Origin of the sequence: Streptomyces sp. NPDC088766 (assembly GCF_044750845.1) — a bacterium.
Taxonomy (GTDB): Bacteria; Actinomycetota; Actinomycetes; order Streptomycetales; family Streptomycetaceae; genus Streptomyces.
In genome coordinates this window covers 1-18,685 of the sequence record NZ_JBIVKQ010000008.1, presented here as the reverse complement: position 1 = coordinate 18,685, position 18,685 = coordinate 1, and the positions used below count along the sequence as shown (strand labels likewise).

The following is an 18,685-nucleotide window of genomic DNA, read 5'->3' as shown; positions in this document are numbered from 1 at the left end:
GTCCATGTCATGGAGCGCGGGAAACGGGACGACGACGCGCCGCGGCGGCGTGGGGCCGCTTCGGGAAGCCGGTCCTTCGAGGGCCGTGGGCCGTACTCCGAGGAGCACGAGCGGGTCTTCCAGGCATTGAGCCGTCTGCAGCGGGAACACCGGGGCGAGGCCGTGCACCTGGAGGAGGTGGCGAGCGCCTCGCGCCTGCCGCCGGAGGAGACCTCCGAGCTGCTGCACGACTTGGTGACCGTCCACGGCCTCGCCACCGAACTGGCCGGATCGGACGCCCCGGACCTGGGCCCCCGCTTCGAACTCAGACTCCACCTGTGACGGCCCCGCCCCGGCTCCGCGCGCCCGCGGAGAACTGCGGAGAAAACCGCAGAGAAAAGGGGCCCGGCTGATGCCGGGCCCCTCTCTTTGGTAGCGGGGACAGGATTTGAACCTGCGACCTCTGGGTTATGAGCCCAGCGAGCTACCGAGCTGCTCCACCCCGCGTCGGTTCCGCCACTCTACACGGCGATCCGGGCGGGCTGGGTACAGGGGGTCAGCCGCGGACGATGTTCTCCGCCTGGGGGCCCTTCTGTCCCTGGGTCACGTCGAAGGTGACCGCCTCTCCCTCCACCAGCTCACGGTAGCCGTTGCCGGAGATGTTGGAGTAGTGCGCGAAGACATCCGGGCCGCCGCCGTCCTGGGCGATGAATCCGAAGCCCTTTTCGGCGTTGAACCACTTCACGGTGCCGCTGGCCATACTGCTGTGTCCTTCGTTCTCGCCGGCGGACGCCGGCTGGAATGGGTGTGGGCGCCATCCATGATCATGGATCGCGTCCCAGACCCGTTCTACCCCACGAAGGGCCCCGCAATCCGCACCTGGCGCTCAAAAACTTCTCCATCGTGACCTGTTCTCAGCCGATGGACGGACGGCGACGCCGCGTAATCACGGCGACACCTTCCGTGGCGGTCAGTCGCCGCCGCCTCCTCCGCAGGACGACCCACCGCCGCAGGACGATCCGCCGCCGCACGACCAGCCGCCGCCGTCACCGCCCCCGTCACCGCCGCCGTCACCGCCCCAGGACCGGCCCCGCGACCTGGAGCGCCGCCGGTCCTGACGTATTCCCGCGATCAGGATCACGAGGAACGCGAACCCTGCGATCACCATGAATTCCACTGCGCTCGACCCCCGTGGTCGTCCGATGTGAACTGCTACCGGGGCCATGCCCCGCGACGTCGAGGGGTCAAGCACGTCTTGAGGAACTCCAGAGCTTCGGCGGCCCGCCCGGGCCGTCGGGGACTCAGTCCACGGTCGTCACCGTCCCCGGCGCTCCCGCGGGGCGGGCGAGCGCGGCGCCGAAGTTGCCCTCGACCTCCGCCTTCTCGGCCGCGTTCGGATAGGGGTTCGTGCACGCGACGCCGGCGCTGGAACCCGACATCAGGCTGGTGCAGGGGCCGGGTTTGCGGTCCGGCAGGCCGAGAATGTGGCCGAGTTCGTGCGCCGATATGCGGACCGTGTCGTAGCCCTGGTTGACGGCCTGCCGTCCGATGTAGACGGTGCCGTTGCCGAGCGAGGTGGTCAGGGCGCGGGGCCAGCCGTTGTCGGCGAGGATCCGGATGTTGGCGCGTTGCCCGGAGGCGACGGGTCGCAGTTCGACGTTGTCCACGCTCTCGTTCCAGATCGCCGCGCCACGGTCGACGGCGGCCCGGAACTCCGCGGACGCGCCGGCGTCGTAGGTGACGACCCGGGCCGCGAGGGGCTGGCCGGCGGGGGCTTGCGCATGCGCGTGGGCCGGGCCTGCGAAGAGGGTGGCGGCCGCCGTGAGGGCGGCGGCCAGTACCGGGACGCGGGTGCGTGAGTGCATGATCGACCTCCTGTGGGGGAAGGTGGGCGTGCTCATGTCACGTACTGCTGGCCCTCTGCCCATGTCCCGCGACCGTCAATCCGTCATTCGGCCCCGCGCCTCTTGAACAAGGCCCGCCGTACGCGCGTAGGGAGAACCGGGAGCCTCGTCCCCACGTCATGACAGACGTCGTCCCGTACCCGGACCGCAGCCGCCCGGACCGCAGCCACTCAAGGAGCACCGATGACCACTCCGCGCCTCAGCGACCGGCTGACCACTCACCAGCCCCTCGTGCTGGGCCTGTTCCGCGCGGTCCTCGGCCTGTTGTTCGCCAGCGAGGGCGCCGCCACGGTCTTCGGGGTGTTGGGGCGCAAGGCCAGTCCGGCGGGCGACTGGCCCTTCTGGTACGCCGGAGTGATCGAACTGACCTGTGGCGTGCTCGTCCTCCTGGGGGTGGCGACCCGCAGTGCGGCGTTCCTCAGCTCGGGCGTGATGGCGTTCGCCTACTTCACCGAGCACCAGCCGGACGGCCTGTTCCCGTTGCAGAACGGCGGGCTCTCCCCCGCCCTGTTCTGCTGGGGCTTCCTGCTGCTGGTCTTCTCCGGACCGGGCGCCCTGTCCCTGGCCGCTCTGACGGGCCGGGAGGGGGAACCGCGACCCGCCGTTCGGGGAGCGACGACCGAGCCGTCCCGGTGACGTCCGTCCCGCTCCCCGAGGCCGGCCCGAAATGCGTTTCGCCCCCGGAGAACGCGCCCTTAATGTGGCGCGGTGACGACGACTCGGATGATCCTTCTCAACGGTGGTTCCAGCTCGGGGAAGTCCGGCATCGTGCGGTGCCTCCAGGCCGTACTGCCTGATCCGTGGCTCGCGTTCGGGGTCGACTCGTTCGTCGACGCACTGCCCGCGGAGCTGCAGGCGTCCGAGGCGGGGCTCGAGATCGCGGAGGACGGCCGGGTGAGCGTCGGGGCGGACTTCCGGGCGCTGGAGGAGGCCTGGACCGAGGGCATCGTGACGATGGCCCGCGCCGGCGCCCGGATCGTGGTCGACGAGGTCTTCCTCGGCGGGGCCGGGTCCCAGCAGCGGTGGCAGAAGGCGCTGGGTGACGTGGCGGCGCTGTGGGTCGGCGTCAGGTGCGAGAGCGAGGTCGCCGCGGGCCGGGAGATCGCGCGGGGGGATCGCGTCCGGGGAATGGCCGCCTCGCAGGCGGACGCGGTCCACCGAGGGGTGATCTACGACCTGGAGGTCGACACCACGCACACCGAGTCCCTGGCGTGCGCGCGCGCCATCGCCGCCCACGTCCGCTGACCGGCCCCGTGCCCCTGCCCCGCCACTCCGGACGGGCAGGGGCACGGGGCCGGCCGGGCCGGTCGACGCGGTGACGGGCGTCATTCGACGAGGCTGCCGGAAGTAAGGGTGAGGCCTCCCGTCCAGATCCGGAACAGCGCGACCACCGCCACCGGGGTGGAACTCATGCCGAACCGGCGGGCGCGGGAGGTCGTGCCTCCGAAGAGGTTCTTCCGCAGGTCTTCTGTGCGGCTCATGAGGCGGGGCTCTTCCCGGCAGCGGTCACCTGCTTCATCGGGAGTTCCGGATCGGCGTCGTCCTGACGTCGTCCAGGAGATCCAGGAGGCACAGGAGGTCCAGGCCGGTCGGCTTGCGGTCCTCGCCGACACGGGCGAGGCCGTGCCCGATGCGCCGCCCGCTGTCACGCCACGTCAGGGTCGTCGCGTTCAGGCGTCACCGCTCGGCACGGACGCCGCGGCGGCGGGCAGGGCCGCGCTCGTTCTGCGTGCCACCTGCTCACCCCGGTTGTCGGCGCTGGTCGCGGACCGGGCGCCGTCCGCACCCGTAGTACCAGGGGTTCAGGCGCGGGCCAGGGTCAGCGCCTCGTTGAGGTTGTGCTCGGCCATGGACACCATGGCCGCACGGTCGGGGAAGTCGCCGTCGAGCAGACGCAGCGGACCCGCCGTCAGCGAGAGTCGCCGGGCGAGTGTGCAGAGCGCGAGCCGCGTCTCGTCCAGGCCCGGTGCCTCCGACGGGCGATCGCCGTCGTCGCGTCGTCCATCACGAGGCGGTACACCCCCTTCTTGCTGCCGCCCGCGACGCGTGTGACCGCCTCCGGTCGCCGCCCGCCGCCCAGCGGGGCCCGCGCCGCGTCCGCCAACCGCTCCCGCGCCGCCCCGAGTTCCACGTTCCGAACCGCCCCTCCCCCGCTACGACTTGGGCACCTTACGGGGGCGCGGGGGCGGGAGCCACCGCTTTCTTCCCTGTCCCGTCGCGCCACTTCGGCCGTTTGAGCCGTTCAAGCCGTTTCGGCCACCTCACCGGCTCCACCGCCGGCGCCGGTCGCCGTCGTGACCGCGGCCGGTGACGGGGAGGTCTCCCGGGCCGGAGCCGCCTGGCCCGCACCCGCCGTGTTGCACCGTCACCGCGGTCGGGCGCCCCCTACACTGCGATCACTCTCGTACCAAAAAATATCCATTTGTCACTTTCACCGTGGATATCAGCCGTCCACCGTCCGTCTGCTGCCCGAGGAGGCATCCCGTGACCACTCTGCCCCGACGCGGTGTACTGAAAAGCCTGCCGCTCGCCGCCGGAGCGGTCCTGACGGCGTCGTCGACGAGTGCTCACGCGGTGCCGCCGACGAGTGCTCACGCGCTGTCGCGGCGCAAGGAGGACCCCGGCTTCCCCCAACCGGAGACGCGCAGCACCCCGCCCTGGACGAGCTCCCTGACCACACGTCTCACGGTCGGATTCACCGAAGTGGTGCTCCCCGGCGTCGGCACCGTCCTCACCCGCACCTACGAAGGGGCGGTCCCCGGACCGACCTTGCGGGTGCGTCCCGGCGACGACCTCGAGATCACGCACGTCAACACGCTGCCGCCGGACACCGCGGGCTCCCACCAGAACATCAACGTCCCACACCGTTTCAACACCTTCAACCTGCACACCCACGGCATGCACGTGGACCCGACGGGCGACGCGGACAACGCGTTCCGGGCCTTCGAGCCCGCCGCGGAGCCGGGCGGCGCCACGACCCACCGCAGCCGCGTCACGGTACCGGCCGGGCATCCCGCCGGCACCTTCTGGTACCACCCCCACCATCACGGATCCACGGCCACCCAGGTGCTCAACGGCATGGCCGGCGTCATCGTCGTGGAGGGGGACGTCGACGAGGTCCCCGAGATCGCCGCCGCACGTGAGGTCGTCCTCTGCGTCAACGAACTCCGCCTGAACGGCGGGCGGGTGCCGGATCTGACGTCGGAGGGCGCCTTCGAGGGCCTCGCCCCGACCTTCCTCGTCAACGGGGCGAAGAATCCCGTCCTCACCATCGCGCCCGGCGAGGTACAGCGGTGGCGGATCGTGCATGCCGGAGCGCTCGCCACGCTCTCCCTGCGGCTGGAGAGGCACACGATGCACCAGATCGCACAGGACGGCATCACCTTCATGGCCCCCGTCGCCTCCTCCACGGTGGCTCTGCCCGTGGGCGGTCGGGCCGACGTGCTGGTCCGCGGTGGTGAGCCCGGCACGTACGAGCTGATCACGGACGGCGTCGGCCGTCCTCTGATGACGATGGTCGTCACCGGCCCGCCCCGCGACATGTCACTGCCGGCCGGCCTGCCCGGACGGCCCACCAGGCTGCCCGCCCCCACCCGCACCCGGCACATGGCCTTCCGCAGCCACAGCAACGTGTTCTCCGGCGCCTTCCCCAACGCCTACCGCATCCTGGGCGACGGGGAGACGCCGCACGCCGATGCCGCGGCGGGCCCACGGGACCTGTCCTGGGGCCGCTTCTCCCCCGATCACGTCAACCACCGCGTCCGGCTGGGCGAAGTGGAGGAATGGACCGTCGCCAACAACTCGCCCAGCCATTCCCACCACTCCTTCCACCTGCACACCAACCACTTCCTGCTCACGGCGGTCAACGGCCGCCCGCTGACCACCCCCGTCTGGCACGACACCGTCGGCGTCCCGCCCCGCGGCACGATCACCTTCCGGCTGCGCGCCGAGGACTTCGAGGGCCGCTCGATGCTGCACTGCCACCAGCTCCAGCACGAGGACCAGGGCATGATGCAGATCGTCGAATACGCCCGCTGAGCCCCGCCCGTGGACGAGGCAGCCCTCCCCGGCGCCGTGAACGGTGGTGGATCCGGCGAGATCCTGTCACCAAGCTGTGAAGAACCCGCGGGACGCTGGAGCAGCAGTCCGGAACGCCACGCTTCTCACCGGGGGAACCACGCCATGAGCACCGTACGCAGAGCCGCCGTCGTCCTCGCCGCCCTCTCCGCACTGGCACTGACCGCATGCGGTCCCGCCGAGGACGACGCGGCGGGCGGCACCGGCACGACACCGATCACGAGTCCGTCGGCGGCCCCGTCGAAGACGCCGTCGAAGGCGCCGTCGAAGGGAGCGTCAGAAGCGCCGGCGGGGTCGGCATCCCCCGCCGGAAGCTCGTCCGGCACCGGCTCGTCCGGCGGCGGCAGCGGCTCGTCCGGCGGCGGAGGCGGCTCCTCGGCCGACTACGACGTCTTCCCGTGCAGCACGTACGACGTGAAGTTCACCGCGAGCCTCGCCGAACCGACCACCAGCAGCTACCTGTTGAAGATCACCAACAAGGGCAAGAAGGCCTGCCGGGCGCTGGGCCACCCGGTCGTGACCTTCGGTGAACTGGACGGCCAGGCCACGGAGCGGGGCGCGGCCCCCGGCATCGAGGACGCGCTCAGGCTCGAACCGGGCGAGTCGGCCTACGCCGGCCTCATGGGGGGCGCCGACGACGGCAAGGGCAGGACGGTCGCTTCGATCGCGATGACCATGAACACCGAGTCCGATCTCGAACAGACCCCCCTCAGCGCCTCGACGCCGGGCCTGTACGTCTCCCCCGACACCAACTCCGTGACCCGTGGATGAACAACGTGGAGGACGCGCTCAGCCTGTAGGCCGAGCCGGAACCCGGAACCCCCGCAAGGGAGTTGCGCCCCTCGTCAGTACTCCGCCGGCAGCCCCGTCGCGCGGAGCACGGACGCGTCACGGGCCGCGGCCCGCCTGGTCGCGGGGTGGTCCGCCGGCAGCGGTTCGGGCACGCGGACGGTGGCGTTGCGCCCGACGGTCAGGGAACGGACGTGGAAGTTCTCCTCCGGGTCGCCGCGGCCGGCGGCGGTCGGCCGGCGCAAGTGCTCGGGCACAGCCGCCCGCTCGTGCCACTGCGCGGCGCGGTCACCTCGTACGGCGCTCAGGGGGAGACAGACCTGCGGGGTCACGGCTCGGGCGGGCGGTCCCGGATCTGATCACGGTCCCGTCCCGGCGCCCGACCCGTACGCGGTCCGGCGGCTCGGGTGACGGGTCCGCCGAACGGTGCAACCATTCGGCCAAGCCGGCTGTCTCACCTGATAACAGTCACACGCACCCCCAGGGGGACATCATGGTGCGAACCAGAACCATTTGGGTCACCGCCGCCGTCATGACGGCCACGCTCGGTGCGGCCGCGGTGCCGGCTGAGGCCGCCCCGGTCGCCGCCTCGCGCGCGGCCGTCGCCTGCCCCGCAGGCTGGGGCAGTCTCGACAAGGCGGACACCGCCGGCGCGACGGCGCCGGTGCGCAACGCGCGGACCGGGCAGCACGACTGCCACGACCGGCTCGTCATCGACGTTCCGGGCGCGGCCGCCGGCGAACTCGGGTACTCGGTCCGTTACGTGGACGGCCTCTACCAGGACGGTTCCGGCCGTTACATCCCGGTGGGCGGCGGAGCGATCCTGGAGGTGCGGGTGAACGCGCCCGCCTACGCCCCCGACACCGGCGCCCAGACGTACCCCGCGCGGATCGCCCAGCCGCTGCCCGGCGTGAACATCACCGGCTACCGGACCTTCCGCGACACGCGGTACGCCGGCAGCTTCGAGGGCGAGACGCGGATCGGGCTCGGGGTGCGGGCGCGGCTGCCCTTCCGGGTGCAGCAGCTCGACGGCCGCCTCGTCGTCGACGTCGCCCACAGCTGGACGGCCACCCGCTGAGGCCGGCCGCGTCCACCGCCGCGGCTGCTGCCTTCGGCGGCGGACGCGGCCGGTGCGTCGGCGACCGGGAGCGGGGACAGCAGGGGTAGGCGCCTCCGGGGGCGGGCAGCACGCACGCCGGCCCGCTCACGGCGTCGTGTGCGGTTCACACGGCCGTGGTGCCCGGCAGCGTGTACTCGTCCCTGCGGCCGCACATCCCGAAGCCTTCACGCCGGGTCGGCGCGGTCTCGTACGCGGTCGCGCCCGCGAGATACGACGGCTCGTCGGCCGCCAGCGCGTCGAGCTGGGCGCCGGTGCGTTCGGCGGCGGCGAGCGCACCGGCCCGCCACAGCCCGCGCCACACCGGCACCCTCTCGCGCACCAGCCCGGCGGCGGCCCGCTGGAAGGCCAGGAGCGGCTCCGGGTCGCCGGCGACGAGGGCCTCGCGCAGGCCGACGTACCCCTCGACCGCGAGGTCCCGGCGCCGGCGCGCGGCCGCGGCCGTCTCCGGGCCGGTTCCGGGCGGGAGTGCCGCGGCGGCCGCGTACCGCCGGGGATCGGCGAGCACCTCGGGCGGGAACGTGAAGACGGCGTCACCTGCCTCGGGCAGGCCGCTGTTCTGCATCAGCACCGTGACGCGCAGGCCGCCGCCCTGCACCATCCGGTGCACGGTGCCCGGCGTGAACCAGGCCACCGATCCGGGCTCCAGGGGGATGTCCCGGTAGCCGTCGGGGCTCAGGGTCTGCACCGCTCCCCGGCCGCCGGTGACGACGTACGCCTCCGTGCACACCAGGTGCAGATGCGGGCTGCCGCCGCACACACCGTCGGCGGCCTCCCAGTCGTACGGGGTCAGATGGGACAGGCCGACGGCACCGGGCAGCGGGTGCGGCGGCGCGGAACCGGACTCACTCACCACGAGGCACCCTTCACGGAGAAAGCGCTTGCTCGACTGCGAGCCTAGGTCAGGGGCCTGGTCGGGACAAGGCCGGGCGCCCGTGCGACGCCGACGCCGGCCCCACGGCGCGCGTCGGCCGGCGAGGGCCCGGTGCCCTCGCCGGCCGACGGGAACGGGGTCGCTCAACCGGTCGTGCAGGCGGTGCCGTTGAGGGTGAACGCGGTCGGCGCCGTGTTGGTGGCGCCCTTGGTGCCGATGAAGCCCACGGTCACCGAGCCGCCGACGGGGATCGTCGAGGTGTACGACGCCGCGGCCACGCTCACCGCGCTCCCGCTCTGGGCGGGGGTGCCGCCCCACATGTTCGCCACCGTCTGGCCGTCCGGGAAGACGAAGGCGAGGGTCCAGCCGTCGACCGCCGCCGTGCCGGTGTTGCGCAGGGCGATCTCGGCCTGGAAACCGCCGGGCCACTGCCCCACCACGCGGTAGCCGACCGAGCACGCCGCACCCGGGGTGCCTCCGCCCTCGTCGGTGGTGACGTTCACCGTGGCCGAGCGCGCCGAGCGGTTGCCGGCCGCGTCACGGGCGTAGACGGCGAACGTGTACGCCGTGTCCGGGGTGAGGCCCGTCAGCGTGGCGGTGTTCGCCGTGGACGCGGCGACCTTGCTCTCGGTACCGCCGCTGATCCGCACGACGTCGTAACCGGTGACGCCGACGTCGTCCATGGCGGCGCCCCAGGTGAGCGTCGCGGAGGTGGCCGAGACGGCGGAGGCCACCGGGGTGCCGGGGGCGGTCGGCGCCCGGGTGTCGCCCGGGGTGCCGCCGCCGAAGACGGTGGCCTCCTTCGCGGTCTGGGCGATGCCGTCGGCGCCGTTGAAGATCCGCTGCCCCCAGGAGCTGAGGCGGGTCGGGTCGAAGTCGGTGGCGAGGTCGAGGACCGGGTCGGTGTTGCCGCTCCAGGACCAGGCCAGATAGCCGAGGTCGAGCTGTTCGGCGGCGGCCATCATGGTGTCCTCGTCGGGGTCGCCCCACTGGTCGGCGGGGCCGCCGAACTCGCCTATGAGCAGGGGGAGTTTCGCGTTGACGAAGGCGTTGAGGTAGTCGGTGATCTCCGCCGCGGTGTCGAAGACGCTGTACATGTGGATGGAGAAGATCAGGTTGCCGGTGGGATCGGCGTCGTAGACGGTCCGGGCGTTGGCGCGCATCACGCCCTGCCAGTCCTGTCCCCAGTTGGGGGCGTCGACCATGATCGTGTGCTGGAAGCCGGCGGCGCGCAGTTTCTTCACGGCGGCGATCGTCGGGGCGGTCCAGCCCTCCGGGGCGGTGTTGCCCCAGGGCTCGTTGCCGATGTTGACGATGACGTAGTCCTCCTGGCCGGCCAGGACGTCCTTCAGGCCGATCCAGTAGTCGGCGGCGTGGTCGAGGGTGCCGGCGGCGGTGTCCTCGCCGTAGCCCGTGGTGTCGTGCACCTCCAGGACGCAGATGAGGCGGTTGGCCTTGCACCGGGCGATGACGGCGGCCACGTCCTCGGGGGTGTTCCTGGCCCAGCGGTGGCCGTCGGAGAGGACGACGCGGACGGTGTTGGCGCCCAGCGCCTTGACGTCGGCGAGGGACTGCGTCTCACCGGGGTACCAGGTGTGGGCGTGGTTCACGCCGCGCATGACGAAGTCGTTGCCGTTGCCCTCCAGCAGACGGCCGTCGCTGATGTGCAGGCCGGTGGCGAGGGCGCGCGGGGCCTCGGCGGCCTGCGCGCCGGCCGGGACGAAGAAGCCCAGGACGGCGGCGAGTGCGAGCAGACCGGCCAGGAAGGGGGCGGGGCGACGCGGACCGGCCGGGGCGGAGCGACTCGCTGACGCCGTCGGACCGGCGGGGGCGGGGGCGGGATCGGGCAGGACCCTCTTTCGGGTCGTGCTGCGTGCTCTTCTCACTGCGACTCCAGGAGTGAGCGCCAGAAACTCAGGCATCGGGGGAACGGGAGTGGGAGCGCTCCCATAAAGCCACTGCGACAAGTACACGTCAAGTCATCGGGCGCAGGCCGTCGGCCGCCCCGTCGTCTCGACGTGGAGCGGCTGGAGTCCTCGGGGACGGAGAACGTGATGTTCCGGCTGGGCACCGACAAGGTGGTGCGGCTGCCCCGGTATCCGGGGGGCGGTGCAGAGTGTGGCCCACGAGCGGCTCTGGCTGGAGCGGCTGGGGCCGCGGCTGTCCGTCGCGGCGCCGGTGCCGCTGGAACAGGGCGCTCCCGGTGAGGGGTTCACCTGGCCGTGGTCCGTCCACCGGTGGCTGGACGGCCGCAATGCCGTAGCCGGAGCCCTGGAGCGGCCCGAGGCACTGGCAGCGGCCCTGGGGGCGTTCGTCGCCGGGCTGCGCCGGGTGGACGCGCGGGACGGGCCGCCCCGGCACCGGGGTGTGCCGCTGGCGGAACGGGACGCGCCCACCCGTTCGGCCATCGCCCGGTCGGCGGGCAGGATCGACACGGCCGCGGTCACCGCCCTGTGGGAGGAGGCGCTGCGGGCGCCGGGCCGCACGGCACCGCCCGCGTGGGCCCACGGCGATCTGCCACCGGGCAACGTGCTGGTGGCGGACGGCCGGTTGGCGGCCGTGATCGACTTCGGCAGTGTGGGTGCCGGGGACCCGGCCGTGGACCTGATCGTGGCCCGGAACCTGCTGCCGGCGCCGGCCCGCGCCACCTTCCGGGCGGCGGTGGGCGCGGACGACGCCGAGTGGGCGCGCGGCCGGGGCTGGGCGCTGTCGATCTCGCTGATCCAGCTGCCGTTCCACTGGGAGACCGATCCGCCGCCGGCGGAGAACTCCCGGCACGTGATCAAGGAGATCCTGGCGGGGGCCGGAGGCCGGAGGGTGAGGGGCCGGAGGATGAGGGGCCCGGGACCGGAGGGTGACGGGCCGCGGGCGGGCGGGCCCCGGCCGCCCGCCCCGGGAGGGTACGGGCCGACGGTGGAAGGCCTTCCGGACCGGCCGCCCGAGGCCCGCCCCCTCCCGACGGCCCCTTGCTCGCCTACTCCTCCCTCTCCCCCTCGTAGGCCTTCCGCAGGGCGGCGATGTCGAGCTTGCCCATGGCGAGCATGGCCCTGGTGGCGCGGCCGGCCTTCTCCTGGTCCGGGGAGGTGAGCATCCGGATCATCTCGGTGGGCACGACCTGCCAGGACACGCCGTACTTGTCCTTGAGCCAGCCGCAGGGACCGGGCTCGCCACCGCCCTCGATGAGCTTGTCCCAGTAGTGGTCGACCTCTTCCTGGTCGGCGCAGTCGATCTGGAACGAGATGGCCTCGTTGAACGTGAACTGCGGGCCGCCGTTCAAGCCGACGAACTTCTGGCCGTTGGCCGTGAACTCCACGGTGACCACGGAGCCGGCGGGGCCCGGGCCGGCCTCGGTGTAGCGGGCGACCGTGCCGACGCTCGAGTTCTTGAAGATCGACGCGTAGTGGTGGGCGGCCTCCTCCGCCTGGCCGTCGAACCAGAGGCACGTGGTGAATCCGTCGGTGGTCATGGGTTCCTCCAGGAGCGCGAGAGTGCGGGGAACGCGGTCATCAGTGTCGACCGGTGCGGCGCCCGGAACTCATCGCCCGGCGGCGCCCCGGTTTCGGCCCGTCCGGTTTCGGCTCGTCCGGTGCGGGCTCGTCCGGGGAACCGCCCGCGCGGGCCGTGGCAGGAGGTCCTCTGCTGTCGGCGAATCTGCCCAGGGCAGGGAAATCCGCCACGGGTGCGGTCACGCACCGAGAGTGGGTGGCGCGGCGGCGGACGCTGCCGCACTCCCCCTCGACAAGGAGCGCCCATGTCCCGACACCTCGCCGGTCCCGCACCGGCCCTGCTGCCACGGGCCGAGGAGGGTGACACCCCTCCCAGCCGCTTCGACGACCAGCTCGCGGCCCAACTGCTCGACCAGCGCATCGTGCTGCTCGGCACCCAGGTCGACGAGGTGTCCGCGAACCGGGTCTGCGCGCAGTTGCTGATCCTGTCGGCCGAGGACCCGCGCACCGACATCAGCCTGTACATCAACAGCCCCGGCGGCTCGGTCCACGCGGGCCTGGCCATCTACGACACGATGCGGCTCGTCCCGAACGACGTCTCGACGCTGGCGATGGGATTCGCGGCCAGCATGGGCCAGTTCCTGCTGAGCGTCGGTACGGCCGGCAAGCGGTACGCGCTGCCGAACGCACGCGTCATGATGCACCAGCCGTCGGCCGGCATCGGCGGCACCACCGCGGACATCGAGATCCAGGCCGAGAACCTGGAGTTCACCAAGCGGACCATCGAGCGGATCACCGCCGAGCACACCGGTCAGAGCCCGGAGACCATCTCCCGGGACGGCGACCGCGACCGCTGGTTCACGGCCGAGGAGGCCAGGGAGTACGGCATCGTCGACCGGGTGGTGGAGTCGCTGGCCGACGTCCGCCCGGCCGCCTCGAAGCGACGGATGGGGCTCTGACATGGGGACGTACACGATTCCGAACGTGGTGGAGCGCACCCCGCAGGGCGAGCGGTCCTACGACGTCTACAGCCGGCTGCTGGCCGAGCGGATCATCTTCCTCGGCACCGAGATCGACGACGGCGTCGCGAACGTCGTCATCGCGCAACTGCTCCATCTGGAGTCGTCGGCGCCGGAGAACGAGATCGCGATCTACATCAACTCCCCCGGCGGCTCGTTCACTTCGCTGATGGCCGTCTACGACACGATGACGTTCGTCCAGGCACCCCTCGCGACGTTCTGCGTCGGCCAGGCGGCCTCCACCGCGGCCGTACTGCTGGCGGGCGGGGACCCCGGGCGGCGGTTCGTGCTGGAGCACGCGCGGGTGCTGCTCGGGCAGCCTGCCAGTGGCGGGCGGCAGGGCACGGTGTCGGACCTGGCGCTCCAGGCCAAGGAGATGGTGCGCATCCGCTCCCAGGTCGAGGAGGTGCTGGCCCGGCACACGCACCACGACGTCGCGACCCTGCGCGCGGACATGGACCGCGACAAGGTGTTCACCGCGCACGAGGCCGTGGCGTACGGCCTCGCGGACGAGGTACTGAGCCGGCGCCCCGTGCGGGGGTGAGGCACCGGCCCGAGCGTGCCGTCAGGCGGCCAGGCAGAGTCCGCCGCGCGAGGACGCGGTCGTCGTACGGCGCGGGTCCGAGATCCGGCTGGTGAGCCGGATCAACTCGCCCTGAGCGCGCGCCAGCAGGTCACCGAGGCTCAGGCCGAGGGCACGGGCGGCGGCCGCCAGGACCTCCGAGGAGGCTTCCTTGCGGCCGCGCTCCACCTCCGACAGATACGGCATGGAGATGCGGGCGGCGTCGGCGACGTCCTGCAGCGTGCGCTCCTGGGCCTGGCGTTCACGGCGCAGGACGTCACCGACGAGGTCGCGCCAGAGAGGTTCTCCGGGGGCGGGCGGCCGGTCGGCGGGGCGGGCGGTTGCGGGGCGCTTTGCCGAGGGGCGCGGCGGGATCACGCGGGCGTGGTTCGGCGCTTGGTTGCTCACCGTCCCAGCCTAGGAGGACCGGCCGCCGCGGGCAGGACCCCGGCGTTCCGCCCTCAGGGAAATCGCGGCCGGTTCACCGGCGGGCGGCAGGCGGCGGGCGGCGGGCGGCGGGAAACGGAACCGGCGCGTTTTGGTGGGCATGTGTTCGCCGACTCGGGGTATTCGCCCCGTGAGCGGCCTTGCCGCAGTCGGTCCGCTCACGGAGCGGGTACAACAGATGTCGAACCGTGATTTTCGTGGGAGAGGTAATGCACACCGCCGTGATCGGGTCGCAGGCACAGGTCGTCGAGGACAGGGCCGGGACCGGCACGGGCGGCACACCGCTGCCGGGAGTCGAGGACCCCAGGCGCGTGGCCCCCCGCGACGCGCGTCAGCTGTCGCGGCAGTTCTTCCAGCGGCTGACGGAGCTGGAGGAGGGGACGCACGAGTACCAGTACGCGCGCAACACCCTCATCGAGATGAACATGTCGCTGGTGCGGTTCGCGGCCGGCCGTTTCCGGGGCCGCGGCGACGACATGGAGGACGTGGTCCAGACCGGGATGATCGGCCTGATCAAGGCGATCGACCGGTTCGAGATCTCGCGCGAGGTCGAGTTCACCTCCTTCGCGCTGCCCTACATCGTGGGCGAGATCAAGCGCTTCTTCCGGGACACGACCTGGGCCGTGCACGTGCCCCGGCGGCTCCAGGAGCTGCGGGTGGAGCTGGCCAAGGCGCGTGAGGAGCTGTCCAGCCGACTCGACCGGGAGCCGACCGTCGCCGAGCTGGCCACGCTGATGAACCTCACCGAACCCGAGGTGATCGAGGCGCAGATCGCGTCCAACGGCTACAACTCCTCCTCCCTGGACGCCGCCCTCACCGGCGACGGGCCCGAGGGCGGTGAAGCGGTGCTGGCCGACTTCATCGGTGTGGAGGAGGACGGCCTGCGGCTCGTCGAGGACTTCCACTCCCTGGCTCCGCTGATGGCGGAGCTGAGCGAGCGCGACCGGCAGATCATCCACCTGCGGTTCGTGGAGGAGGCCACCCAGGCGGAGATCGGGGAGCGGCTCGGCTGCTCCCAGATGCACGTCTCCCGCCTGATCAAGCGGATCATCGTGCGGCTGCGCGAAGGGATGCTGGGCGAGCTCGGCTGCGCCTGAGTGCCCGCTGCCGTGGGGCCGTGGGACCGCCGGCCCCACGGCTCAGTCGGCGGCGACCCCGAGGACGGCGCGGACCCGCTTGCCGACCGGGATGCGGTCGGCGGTGACCTCTGTGGCGATGGCGTGCACGATCTCCAGACCATGGCGGCCGACGCGGCGGGGGTCCCTGGGGAACCGCAGGGGCAGCCGGTCGCTGCTGTCGTACACGGCGACCGTCACCGAGGTGTCGGTGCCCTCCAGCTCCAGGATGTAGGGGCCGTTGCTGTGCCGGTCGGCGTTGGTGACCAGTTCGCTGACGACCAGCATGACGTCGTGGCCGAAGCGGTCGTCCATGACCGCGCACCACTCCGTCCTGAGCTGATCGACGAAGTCGGCGGCGAAGTCGCGGGCCTCGGCGATGGAGCCGGGTTCACCGGTGTAGTGCGCCGCGCGGCGGAGCGGCTCCACAGGTACGTCGAAACCGGTCGGTATCACTGCCCCGTCCAGGTGCTTGATCATGCTGTTCTCTCTCGGAGGCCGGCCTGGCCGGACGCTGCTGCACCAGCCCTCTTACCCCGAAGCGGGCCGTGCAGTCCCCCGGTCTCGGCCCGGCTGCCATGGGCTGCCTCACAGTACGGGTGAACGACTCGGGGACCGGTCGGCCGAAGGGGGCTCGGAGCGGGACGTGGTGCCGGCCGTCCCGGAGGACGTGGAGTCGCCGGTCCGCGGTTCACCCGACGGCCCCGACGGCCCCGAGGATCCCGACGGCCCCGAGGATCCCGAGGATCCCGAGGGTCCCGGCGACGAGGGCGGCTCCTCGGAACCGGGGGGCGGTGAGGGACTGGTCGAGTCCGGCGCTCCGGGACTGCGGGAGGTCGACGGCGAGGCGGGCGGCGACGTGGGCGTGGTGACGCTCGCGGACGGTTCGGGCAGGGTCACCGGGGGCTCGGCGGGCCGGTCCTTGCCGCCGGTGTCGCCCCGCTGCCGGGCGAACCAGCGGTCGGCGCCGGGCTCGTACAGGACGAAGACATCGATCACGGTCGTGGACGGGGTGACCACGACGACGTTCGCGGGCTGGTACGACGGCCAGGAGTCGCCGGTGCGCTTCGGGGTGGTCCGCTGCGCGACGGGCGGGGTCAGCGGGTTGCCGCAGGCGCAGCGCACGCGGGGCACGCCGTGGCCGTCGACGAGGACGGCGGTGCCCGACTGCAGGACGGCCTGGTAGGAGGTGGCGGCGCCGTCGCGGTAGCCGTGGTTGGTGACGCGGGTGTCCATGCGCAGTTGCACGGGGGTGAGGGCACGCAGGTAGGCGGGGACCCCGGCCGGGTCGATGCCGGGCACGGACGCGAACGCCCGGTTCTTGTCGGGGTCCGCCCGCAGTGCCGTGACCTGCCTCTCCACGTCGCAGGCGGCCACGTCCCGGGTGCCGCCGTACAGGCCGGGGGCGCCGCCGTCGACGCCCCGTACGGCGTTGGCCGGCGCGGAGGTGGTCGCCGGGGCCGTGGTGGTGGGCGGGGGTGAGCCGCCGGTGGCGGTGGACTCGGTGAAGGGGTCCGGGCCCGTCCTGCCCGCGGCCTGGAGGAAGACCTCGCTTTCGCCGCCGGAGCCGCCACCGCCGGAGCGGGTCGTCAGGACGATCGCGACGGCCGCCGCGACGACGAGGGCGGTGGTCAGCAGCGCGATGCGGGACGCGGACCTCCACCACGGCCGGTCCGGTCCAGGGCCACCGCCGGGCGAGGTCGAGCCGCCCGAGGTTCCGCCGGGCGGCGGGGCGGGCGGTCCCGAGGGCGGCTGCGGGGGGCCGGACAGCGGCCCGGAGGGCGGGCCGGAGGGGCGGCCGGAGGAGGGCGGTTCGACACTCACGAGCACTCCCGACGGGATTTCCCGCGACGCCACTCACGTAACGCTGCACGCCGCTTGGTCCGCAACGTCTTCATTGTGTGCTCTTGTCGCACTTCATCCGCAAGTGGACGCGGACGGCCCTCCCGGCAGGCGTGCGGGCCGGGCCCTGCTTAGCGTGGCGAGGGTGAACCCGAACCTCCCCTTCGGCCAGGCGCCGTCCCGTCACGGCTGGGTGCAGGCGGTCGCCGTGGCACTGGCCGCGCTGATCGCCATGGGGGTCACGGCCGCGCTGGGGCTGTGGGCGGCGGGCGCCACCGATCTGCCCGGCGGGGCCTACCCGAGGGTGGTCGCGGCGACCGTCGTCACCGCGGTCGGGGGCTCGGTCGAACTCTCCGGCGATGCCGGGGGGATCGCCGGCACGCGGGCGGACCTCACGGTGATCCCGCTGTCCGTGACGCTCGCCGGCGCCCTGGTGGCCGCCGCCGGGTTCCTCCGGCCGCTGCGGCACCGGGCGGTCGCCTCGGCGGCCGAACTCGCCGGCTGGGCGGCCCGGATCGCCGTGGTGTGGCTCCTCGGTCTGTCCGCCCTCGCCCTCGCCGCCCGCCGGACGTTCGCGGTGTCGCTGGGCGACGACACGCTGAACGACCTCGGCGAGGTGTTCGGTGTGACCCCGAAGGCCGGTTTCACCACCGATGTGCCGCTCACCCTGCTGTCCGGACTGCTGTGGCTGGCCGGCGTGCTGGTGCTGGCGCTGCTGGTCTCCCGTGGGGCTCCGTTGCCGCCGCGGCTGCTGCGGTTCCAGGAGCCGGTGCGGCCGGCCGCGTACGCGATGGTCGTGCTGCTGCTCGCGTGCGTCGCACTGGGGGTGGTCGTCGCGCTCGTGACCGCGGCGACGCGCGGCCGTGCCGCGGAGACCCTCGCCGTGGTGCTGCTCGGACTGCCCAACCTGGTGTGGCTCGCGTTCACCATCGGGCTGGGCGCCACCTGGGAGGGCCGGGTGCAGGGGCCGTTCGGGCTGCCGATGCCGCACGTGCTGGACGAGGTGCTGCGCGGCTCGGACACCGCCACCCTGAACCTGCGGACGCTCGGTGAGCAGGACGGCCGGGTGTGGTGGCTGGTCGCCGTGGACGCGGTGCTGCTGGTGGCGGCGGCGTTCGTGACGGCGGCCCGCTCCCCGGCCCGGACACCGGCCTGGCGGCACGCGGTGCACATGGCGGTGGCCCTGGTGCCGACGGTGCTGATGATCTGCCTCGTCGGCCGGATCTCCGCGCACTACGGCCTGACGCTGTTCGGCATCAGCGACCTGGGCGGCACGGGCCTCACCGGTGACCTGTTCCTGCGCCCGCAGGTGTGGCCGGCACTGGGTCTCGCCGCGCTGTGGGGGCTGGTCACCGGCTTCCTGGGCGGGCTGTCGGCCCGTGGGAGGGCCGGCCGGGGAAGGGTGGGCGACGGTATGCGCTAGTAGGACTCCGTTACGTCTGCCTGTCGGTCCTGTCTGGGGGAACGCTGAAGGTGTGGATGCACATGAAGTAAACCGTGCTCGGGTGAAGTTA

21 protein-coding genes, 1 tRNA gene and 1 pseudogene are annotated in these 18,685 nt (G+C 72.7%); 11 read left to right on the top strand and 12 right to left on the bottom strand.

The window, feature by feature from the left end; genetic code table 11:
* Window positions 1-9 precede the first annotated feature (9 nt).
* Complete coding sequence (locus ACIP5W_RS13235) at window positions 10-321, top strand: hypothetical protein (RefSeq protein WP_401471258.1); 312 nt, start codon at window positions 10-12, stop codon at window positions 319-321.
* 88 nt (window positions 322-409) lie between these two features.
* Here ACIP5W_RS13235 and ACIP5W_RS13230 read toward each other — a convergent pair.
* The 3 genes from ACIP5W_RS13230 to ACIP5W_RS13220 all read right to left on the bottom strand — a co-directional run bounded on the left by ACIP5W_RS13230 (window position 410) and on the right by ACIP5W_RS13220 (window position 1,844).
* A tRNA-Met gene (locus ACIP5W_RS13230) sits at window positions 410-486 on the bottom strand.
* 49 nt (window positions 487-535) lie between these two features.
* The gene (locus tag ACIP5W_RS13225) at window positions 536-739 is read right to left on the bottom strand and encodes a cold-shock protein (protein ID WP_073499692.1); all 204 of its coding nucleotides are present in this window, start codon (window positions 737-739) and stop codon (window positions 536-538) included.
* 541 nt (window positions 740-1,280) lie between these two features.
* Complete coding sequence (locus ACIP5W_RS13220; RefSeq protein ID WP_401471255.1) at window positions 1,281-1,844, bottom strand: snapalysin family zinc-dependent metalloprotease; 564 nt, start codon at window positions 1,842-1,844, stop codon at window positions 1,281-1,283.
* 222 nt (window positions 1,845-2,066) lie between these two features.
* Here ACIP5W_RS13220 and ACIP5W_RS13215 point away from each other — a divergent pair, with 222 nt between their 5' ends.
* Entirely contained in the window at window positions 2,067-2,519 is a 453-nt protein-coding gene (locus tag ACIP5W_RS13215) for a DoxX family protein (RefSeq protein ID WP_401471252.1), read from the top strand.
* Window positions 2,520-2,606: 87 nt separating this feature from the next.
* The gene (gene cpt / locus ACIP5W_RS13210) at window positions 2,607-3,128 is read left to right on the top strand and encodes a chloramphenicol phosphotransferase CPT (RefSeq protein WP_401471919.1); all 522 of its coding nucleotides are present in this window, start codon (window positions 2,607-2,609) and stop codon (window positions 3,126-3,128) included.
* An 80-nt stretch (window positions 3,129-3,208) separates the two neighbouring features.
* Here cpt and ACIP5W_RS13205 read toward each other — a convergent pair whose 3' ends face one another.
* Together ACIP5W_RS13205 and ACIP5W_RS13200 are read right to left on the bottom strand one after the other, a co-directional pair.
* Window positions 3,209-3,364 carry a hypothetical protein gene (locus ACIP5W_RS13205; RefSeq protein WP_401471249.1) on the bottom strand — a complete coding sequence of 52 codons (156 nt, stop codon included), beginning with the start codon at window positions 3,362-3,364 and terminating at the stop codon, window positions 3,209-3,211.
* A 321-nt stretch (window positions 3,365-3,685) separates the two neighbouring features.
* Window positions 3,686-3,850: pseudogene (locus ACIP5W_RS13200) on the bottom strand (aminoglycoside phosphotransferase family protein); the annotation flags it as partial.
* A gap of 517 nt (window positions 3,851-4,367) precedes the next feature.
* Here ACIP5W_RS13200 and ACIP5W_RS13195 point away from each other — a divergent pair.
* Window positions 4,368-5,921, top strand: coding sequence for a multicopper oxidase family protein (locus tag ACIP5W_RS13195; RefSeq protein WP_401471246.1), 1,554 nt, complete (start codon window positions 4,368-4,370; stop codon window positions 5,919-5,921).
* Window positions 5,922-6,065: 144 nt separating this feature from the next.
* Window positions 6,066-6,731: a DUF4232 domain-containing protein gene (locus tag ACIP5W_RS13190; RefSeq protein ID WP_401471244.1), complete on the top strand. Its 666-nt coding sequence runs from the start codon at window positions 6,066-6,068 to the stop codon at window positions 6,729-6,731.
* A 74-nt stretch (window positions 6,732-6,805) separates the two neighbouring features.
* On the opposite strand, the gene ACIP5W_RS13185 is transcribed toward ACIP5W_RS13190, so the two are convergent.
* Window positions 6,806-7,006 carry a hypothetical protein gene (locus ACIP5W_RS13185; protein WP_401471242.1) on the bottom strand — a complete coding sequence of 67 codons (201 nt, stop codon included), beginning with the start codon at window positions 7,004-7,006 and terminating at the stop codon, window positions 6,806-6,808.
* A 236-nt stretch (window positions 7,007-7,242) separates the two neighbouring features.
* Here ACIP5W_RS13185 and ACIP5W_RS13180 point away from each other — a divergent pair, with 236 nt between their 5' ends.
* A complete protein-coding gene (locus ACIP5W_RS13180) occupies window positions 7,243-7,827 on the top strand; it encodes a hypothetical protein (protein ID WP_401471240.1) in 585 nt (194 codons plus the stop codon).
* 145 nt (window positions 7,828-7,972) lie between these two features.
* Here the strand turns inward: ACIP5W_RS13180 and ACIP5W_RS13175 are convergent, their stop codons facing one another.
* Both ACIP5W_RS13175 and ACIP5W_RS13170 read right to left on the bottom strand, forming a co-directional pair.
* Window positions 7,973-8,722 carry a cupin gene (locus tag ACIP5W_RS13175; protein WP_401471237.1) on the bottom strand — a complete coding sequence of 250 codons (750 nt, stop codon included), beginning with the start codon at window positions 8,720-8,722 and terminating at the stop codon, window positions 7,973-7,975.
* A 161-nt stretch (window positions 8,723-8,883) separates the two neighbouring features.
* On the bottom strand, window positions 8,884-10,503 hold the full coding sequence (locus tag ACIP5W_RS13170) for a cellulase family glycosylhydrolase (RefSeq protein ID WP_401471916.1): 1,620 nt from the start codon (window positions 10,501-10,503) through the stop codon (window positions 8,884-8,886).
* 346 nt (window positions 10,504-10,849) lie between these two features.
* Between ACIP5W_RS13170 and ACIP5W_RS13165 the strand changes: the two genes are divergently transcribed.
* Complete coding sequence (locus ACIP5W_RS13165; RefSeq protein WP_401471234.1) at window positions 10,850-11,827, top strand: aminoglycoside phosphotransferase family protein; 978 nt, start codon at window positions 10,850-10,852, stop codon at window positions 11,825-11,827.
* Here the strand turns inward: ACIP5W_RS13165 and ACIP5W_RS13160 are convergent.
* A complete protein-coding gene (locus ACIP5W_RS13160; RefSeq protein WP_401471231.1) occupies window positions 11,715-12,206 on the bottom strand; it encodes a VOC family protein in 492 nt (163 codons plus the stop codon). The two genes, ACIP5W_RS13165 and ACIP5W_RS13160, sit on opposite strands and share 113 nt — an antisense overlap.
* A gap of 285 nt (window positions 12,207-12,491) precedes the next feature.
* Here ACIP5W_RS13160 and ACIP5W_RS13155 point away from each other — a divergent pair, with 285 nt between their 5' ends.
* Together ACIP5W_RS13155 and ACIP5W_RS13150 are read left to right on the top strand one after the other, a co-directional pair.
* Window positions 12,492-13,145 (top strand): ATP-dependent Clp protease proteolytic subunit, encoded by a 654-nt coding sequence (locus ACIP5W_RS13155; RefSeq protein ID WP_401471228.1) that lies wholly within the window; start codon window positions 12,492-12,494, stop codon window positions 13,143-13,145.
* Window position 13,146: 1 nt separating this feature from the next.
* Entirely contained in the window at window positions 13,147-13,749 is a 603-nt protein-coding gene (locus tag ACIP5W_RS13150; RefSeq protein WP_401471225.1) for a ClpP family protease, read from the top strand.
* A gap of 21 nt (window positions 13,750-13,770) precedes the next feature.
* Here ACIP5W_RS13150 and ACIP5W_RS13145 read toward each other — a convergent pair whose 3' ends face one another.
* Window positions 13,771-14,175: a helix-turn-helix domain-containing protein gene (locus tag ACIP5W_RS13145; RefSeq protein ID WP_401471222.1), complete on the bottom strand. Its 405-nt coding sequence runs from the start codon at window positions 14,173-14,175 to the stop codon at window positions 13,771-13,773.
* Between the two features lie 248 nt (window positions 14,176-14,423).
* On the opposite strand from ACIP5W_RS13145, the gene ACIP5W_RS13140 reads away from it, so the two are divergent.
* Window positions 14,424-15,311, top strand: coding sequence for an RNA polymerase sigma factor SigF (locus ACIP5W_RS13140; RefSeq protein ID WP_401471913.1), 888 nt, complete (start codon window positions 14,424-14,426; stop codon window positions 15,309-15,311).
* Between the two features lie 42 nt (window positions 15,312-15,353).
* Here ACIP5W_RS13140 and ACIP5W_RS13135 read toward each other — a convergent pair whose 3' ends face one another.
* A complete protein-coding gene (locus ACIP5W_RS13135) occupies window positions 15,354-15,809 on the bottom strand; it encodes an ATP-binding protein (RefSeq protein WP_401471219.1) in 456 nt (151 codons plus the stop codon).
* 108 nt (window positions 15,810-15,917) lie between these two features.
* Window positions 15,918-17,153 carry a DUF6777 domain-containing protein gene (locus ACIP5W_RS13130; protein ID WP_401471216.1) on the bottom strand — a complete coding sequence of 412 codons (1,236 nt, stop codon included), beginning with the start codon at window positions 17,151-17,153 and terminating at the stop codon, window positions 15,918-15,920.
* Window positions 17,154-17,316: 163 nt separating this feature from the next.
* On the opposite strand from ACIP5W_RS13130, the gene ACIP5W_RS13125 reads away from it, so the two are divergent.
* Window positions 17,317-18,594, top strand: coding sequence for a streptophobe family protein (locus ACIP5W_RS13125; protein WP_401471212.1), 1,278 nt, complete (start codon window positions 17,317-17,319; stop codon window positions 18,592-18,594).
* Window positions 18,595-18,685: the final 91 nt, after the last annotated feature.

What these genes read in the sequence shown, in the direction of transcription:
- ACIP5W_RS13220 (WP_401471255.1), bottom strand. Translation starts at nt 1,844, where the DNA reads ATGCACTCACGCACCCGCGTCCCGGTACTGGCCGCCGCCCTCACGGCG.
- ACIP5W_RS13215 (WP_401471252.1), top strand. Translation starts at nt 2,067, where the DNA reads ATGACCACTCCGCGCCTCAGCGACCGGCTGACCACTCACCAGCCCCTC.
- ACIP5W_RS13225 (WP_073499692.1), bottom strand. Translation starts at nt 739, where the DNA reads ATGGCCAGCGGCACCGTGAAGTGGTTCAACGCCGAAAAGGGCTTCGGA.
- cpt (WP_401471919.1), top strand. Translation starts at nt 2,607, where the DNA reads ATGATCCTTCTCAACGGTGGTTCCAGCTCGGGGAAGTCCGGCATCGTG.
- ACIP5W_RS13155 (WP_401471228.1), top strand. Translation starts at nt 12,492, where the DNA reads ATGTCCCGACACCTCGCCGGTCCCGCACCGGCCCTGCTGCCACGGGCC.
- ACIP5W_RS13190 (WP_401471244.1), top strand. Translation starts at nt 6,066, where the DNA reads ATGAGCACCGTACGCAGAGCCGCCGTCGTCCTCGCCGCCCTCTCCGCA.
- ACIP5W_RS13180 (WP_401471240.1), top strand. Translation starts at nt 7,243, where the DNA reads ATGGTGCGAACCAGAACCATTTGGGTCACCGCCGCCGTCATGACGGCC.
- ACIP5W_RS13235 (WP_401471258.1), top strand. Translation starts at nt 10, where the DNA reads ATGGAGCGCGGGAAACGGGACGACGACGCGCCGCGGCGGCGTGGGGCC.
- ACIP5W_RS13140 (WP_401471913.1), top strand. Translation starts at nt 14,424, where the DNA reads ATGCACACCGCCGTGATCGGGTCGCAGGCACAGGTCGTCGAGGACAGG.
- ACIP5W_RS13150 (WP_401471225.1), top strand. Translation starts at nt 13,147, where the DNA reads ATGGGGACGTACACGATTCCGAACGTGGTGGAGCGCACCCCGCAGGGC.
- ACIP5W_RS13205 (WP_401471249.1), bottom strand. Translation starts at nt 3,364, where the DNA reads ATGAGCCGCACAGAAGACCTGCGGAAGAACCTCTTCGGAGGCACGACC.
- ACIP5W_RS13135 (WP_401471219.1), bottom strand. Translation starts at nt 15,809, where the DNA reads ATGATCAAGCACCTGGACGGGGCAGTGATACCGACCGGTTTCGACGTA.
- ACIP5W_RS13160 (WP_401471231.1), bottom strand. Translation starts at nt 12,206, where the DNA reads ATGACCACCGACGGATTCACCACGTGCCTCTGGTTCGACGGCCAGGCG.